General features: G+C 70.2%; 6 protein-coding genes. All 6 read right to left on the minus strand.

The window, feature by feature from the left end:
• Positions 1-148, minus strand: a 148-nt coding sequence (locus ACFO60_RS40635) for an S-adenosylmethionine synthetase N-terminal domain-containing protein (protein ID WP_380826384.1), incomplete at its 3' end; no start/stop codon positions are given.
• A gap of 135 nt (positions 149-283) precedes the next feature.
• Positions 284-652, minus strand: a complete 369-nt coding sequence (locus ACFO60_RS40640) for a hypothetical protein (RefSeq protein WP_380852843.1) — start codon at positions 650-652, stop codon at positions 284-286.
• A gap of 253 nt (positions 653-905) precedes the next feature.
• A complete protein-coding gene (gene coaBC / locus ACFO60_RS40645) occupies positions 906-2,126 on the minus strand; it encodes a bifunctional phosphopantothenoylcysteine decarboxylase/phosphopantothenate--cysteine ligase CoaBC (protein WP_380852846.1) in 1,221 nt (406 codons plus the stop codon).
• 49 nt (positions 2,127-2,175) lie between these two features.
• Positions 2,176-2,439 carry a DNA-directed RNA polymerase subunit omega gene (gene rpoZ, locus ACFO60_RS40650; protein WP_189166350.1) on the minus strand — a complete coding sequence of 88 codons (264 nt, stop codon included), beginning with the start codon at positions 2,437-2,439 and terminating at the stop codon, positions 2,176-2,178.
• A gap of 97 nt (positions 2,440-2,536) precedes the next feature.
• Entirely contained in the window at positions 2,537-3,100 is a 564-nt protein-coding gene (gene gmk, locus ACFO60_RS40655) for a guanylate kinase (protein WP_380852849.1), read from the minus strand.
• Between the two features lie 150 nt (positions 3,101-3,250).
• On the minus strand, positions 3,251-3,574 hold the full coding sequence (gene mihF / locus ACFO60_RS40660) for an integration host factor, actinobacterial type (protein WP_114031276.1): 324 nt from the start codon (positions 3,572-3,574) through the stop codon (positions 3,251-3,253).
• Positions 3,575-4,038 lie beyond the last annotated feature (464 nt).

Raw genomic sequence — 4,038 nt, forward strand, 5'->3', positions numbered from 1 at the left:
GACCCGTAGTGATCATCGTCTCGACCGCGACCCGGCTCGTGGGGTCGCCCTTGAGCATGGCGTCGAGGATGGCGTCGCTGATCTGGTCGGCGATCTTGTCCGGGTGACCCTCGGTGACCGACTCGGAAGTGAACAGGCGGCGGGACAACTCAGTGGCTCCTCATGCAGCGGCTGCTGACGTCGTTGGCTTGGGCGTGAGACGGCCGAAGCGCTCCGCCGAGTCTAGCCTTACCTGAAGCGGCGCCGCTCTACCGTCCTGGCATGTGGGCGTGGCCGACGCGGTTCACAGGTCGGGAAGCGGATCTTGCGGCAGGTCTCCGGGCGAGAACGCCTCGGCGTCCGCCGCGCCGACGACCGCGACGTATTCATCGTCAACCTCGAAGACCGTACCACCCAATTGGATCGTGGGCCCGGCGGCGAACCGCACGGGTCCAAGGCGGGTCTGACGTGGGTAGGTGGCCCAAACGGCGGCGGGCTCGTACCTGCTGAACACCTTGGTGGCCAGCACGGTGACGGACCTGTCGGTGACGACGACCATGTAGTTGGCCACGCCGCCCGAGCGCACCAAGGCGACAGGGAAGACATAGTGAATGTCCTCACCTGCTGGCAGCAGGGCACGGCAGCGTCCCCTGATGGCGGCGGTCACCGGCATAGTCAAGCCCTCCCGGTCCGGCATCCACCTGGAGTATCCGCCGGGAAACGCCCGCCATCAAGCACCTTCGTCCTGCTATGCGCTGATGGTCAGAGATCTGTGGCCCGCGAGCCCGCGAGAACGGCCCGCGGAACCCCCTCGGGTCCGGTGACACGGAAGCCCCGGCCAGGGCGGACAGGTCCGGTTGAGGACCCTTGCGTCCGGCGGCTGATGGCCGGGCCCCGCCGGGAGACGCTCCCCTGCGGCCTCGCCGTCAGCTGAGACGGGGGGCGATCAGGTCCCAGACGACGTCGGCGAGGGCCTCTTTGGGGCCGCGGGGAATCTCGACGGGCTCGCCGCCGGCCACCAGGACCACCGCGGCGTTGTCGGGGGTGCCGAAGGCCAGCCCCTCGCCGACCTGGTTGACGACCAGCAGGTCGCAGCCCTTGCGGGCGAGCTTGGCCCGGCCGTTGGCGAGCACGTCGTCGGTCTCGGCGGCGAAGCCGGCGATCACCTCGGGGGCGGGCTTGCCGCCGTTTCTGCGCCGCTCGCACAACTCGGCCAGGATGTCGGGATTCTTCGTCAGGTGCACGGGCTCGGGATCGGCCGAGGTCTTCTTGATCTTGGACCCGCTGCGCGCGGTCGGCCGGAAGTCGGCCACGGCCGCCGCCATGACCACCGCGTCGGCGTTCTCCGCCGCCTCGAACACCGCGGCGCGCAGGTCGAGCGCGGACTCGACGCGCACGACCGTGGCCCCCGCGGGGTCGGGCAGGGCCACATTGGCGGCGACCAGTGTGACCTCGGCGCCCCGCGCCGCCGCCGTGCGGGCCAGGGCGTACCCCTGGAGCCCGGAGGAGCGGTTGCCGATGTAGCGGACCGGGTCGAGGGCCTCGCGGGTGCCGCCCGCGGAGATCACCACGCGGCGGCCGGCCAGGTCGCGCTCGCGCCCGGCCAGGACCGAGCGGCAGAACTCGAAGATCTGCGCCGGGTCGGGCAGGCGCCCGCGCCCGGTGTCGGCGCCGGTCAGCCGGCCCACGGCGGGGTCGATGACCAGCGAGCCCCGCTCGCGCAGCGTCGCGACGTTGGCGCGGGTGGCGGGGTGCTCCCACATCTCGGTGTGCATGGCGGGAGCGAAGACCACGGGACATCGCGCGGTCAGCAGGGTGTTGGTCAGCAGGTCGCCGGCCAGGCCGTTCGCGGCCCTGGCCAGGATGTCGGCGGTCGCCGGGGCGACCACCACGAGGTCGGCGCCCTGGCCGATGCGCACATGCGGCACCTCGTGGACGGAGTCCCACACCTCGCTGGTGACGGGGTTGCCCGACAGGGCAGCCCACGTGGGCTCGCCGACGAAGCGCAGCGCGTCACGGGTCGGGACGACCCGGACGTCGTGCCCCGACTCGGTGAACAGCCGCAGCAGCTCGCACGCCTTGTACGCGGCGATGCCCGCGCCGACGCCGAGAACGACGCTCGGCCTGGCGCGGTCGTGACTCGCCATCGCGGTCTCCGGGCGGAGTGGTGTCGGGCTCGGGTCGCCGGGGAAGGTGTCAGCCCTCGATGGGCTCGGAGCTCAGCAGGCCCTCGGAGATCTCGCGCAGCGCGATGGAAAGCGGCTTCTCCTGGGCGTGGGTCTCGACCAGGGGACCCACGTACTCGAGCAGGCCCTCGCCGAGCTGGGAGTAGTAGGCGTTGATCTGGCGCGCGCGCTTGGCGCCCATGATGACCAGGCTGTACTTGCTGTCGACGACCTCAAGCAGCTGGTCGATCGGCGGGTTGGTGATGCCTTCGGCAACCGGGGCAGTGCCTGCCACGTCGTCGGCCTCTCAGTCGAATGTCGAGTCTTCGGTCTTGGCCTCGAAGGATACCAAGCGGAAAGGCGGGGCCGACTCGCTCAGGCCTCGCCCATCGTCACTGCAGCAAGGCTACCAGCCGGCCGCACACGTCCTTGACGGCCGTGTTGACCAGCGAGAGGTCGAACTCCTTCTCGGCGGCCAGCTCGACGCGCCCGGCGGCCAGGCGGCGCGCGATGACGTCCTCGGGCTCGGTGCCGCGGCCGCGCAGGCGGCTCTCGAGCTCTTCCCAGCTCGGTGGGGCCAGGAAGACCAGCAGGGCCTCGGGCATGGATCCTCGGACCTGCCGCGCGCCCTGGAGGTCGATCTCCAGCAGCGTCGGCACGCCCTCGGCGAGCTTGCGCTCGACGGGCGCGCGGGGCGTCCCATAGCGGTTGCCGGCGAACTCGGCCCACTCGAGCAGCTCACCGCCGGCGACCAGGCGGTCGAACTCCTGATCCCCGACGAAGTAGTACTCGACGCCGTGGGTCTCACCAGGGCGGGGGGCCCTGGTGGTCACCGAGACCGACAGCCACACCTCTGGGTGGGACCGCCGAAGCTCGGCGACGACCGTGGACTTGCCGACGCCCGACGGCCCTGAAAGGACCGTCAGGCGCTTTCCCGTCGGTCCGGAGGAGACCATCGTCGCCTCCGGACTCCCGGATGGAGGCATGGGATCACCGCCATGCGTCCCGAACCCCCCGAAAACGGGAGCCTCGTGGGCTCCGCCCTCTTCGGGCCAGGACGTACCGGTCACACCACACCCCCGTAAATCTTGCTCCGCGAGCCGAGATCAGCTCTCGGCACCGCCGAACTCACGCTCCAGAGCGGCGCGCTGGTTGGCGCCGAGGCCCCGTACGCGACGGGACTCGGCGATACCGAGCCGCTCCATGAGCTGCTTGGCGCGGACCTTGCCCACGCCGGGGAGCGACTCCAAAAGTGCCGACACCTTCATCTTGCCGATGACGTCGTCGGTCTGACCATCCTTCAGCACCTCAGCCAGAGAAACCGCGCCGTGCTTCAGCCGGTTCTTGACCTCGGCACGCTCCTTGCGGGCCTTGGCAGCCTTCTCCAGGGCTGCGGCGCGCTGCTCGGGGGTCAGGGGAGGAAGAGCCACGCCGGGTCACCTCGAATTTCTGTCGATGTACTCGGACGGGAGGGGAAACTAGCTGGTCTTGGCCCTACAAGCAACGTCAAGACCAGTTTCTCCCCTCAAGAAATTCATTTCATCACGCTGCGTGGTCACACCATTGCCCTGTGTCGACAAAATGCGCCTGTACAGGCCCCTCACGGGCTAGTCCTCCGATACGGCGCGACCGCCGCCGGGCTAGTCCGTTCGACACGGAAAAGATCATCCTTTCCGCCCCTCCAACACCCGCCCCGCACACTCCGCAAGGCCGCCCGGATGCCGCCTCAAAGGCGCCCCGAGCCCGCCGAGCGAAGCGAGGCCAAGCCGGCACTGCTCGGGGCGCGGCGGTGTCGTGAGGAGGAGAGAGCGAGTGCGAGGGACGAGCGCTCGTGAACGACGACGAACGGCGCCGCCTCAAAGGCGCCCCGAGCACGCCGAGCGAAGCGAGGCCA

Origin of the sequence: Sphaerisporangium dianthi (assembly GCF_042654065.1) — a bacterium.
GTDB classification, from domain to species: Bacteria; Actinomycetota; Actinomycetes; order Streptosporangiales; family Streptosporangiaceae; genus Sphaerisporangium; species Sphaerisporangium dianthi.

Bases quoted from the DNA above. Each gene is read 5' to 3' on its own strand.
- ACFO60_RS40640 (WP_380852843.1), bottom strand. From the start codon at position 652: ATGCCGGTGACCGCCGCCATCAGGGGACGCTGCCGTGCCCTGCTGCCA.
- coaBC (WP_380852846.1), bottom strand. From the start codon at position 2,126: ATGGCGAGTCACGACCGCGCCAGGCCGAGCGTCGTTCTCGGCGTCGGC.
- gmk (WP_380852849.1), bottom strand. From the start codon at position 3,100: ATGGTCTCCTCCGGACCGACGGGAAAGCGCCTGACGGTCCTTTCAGGG.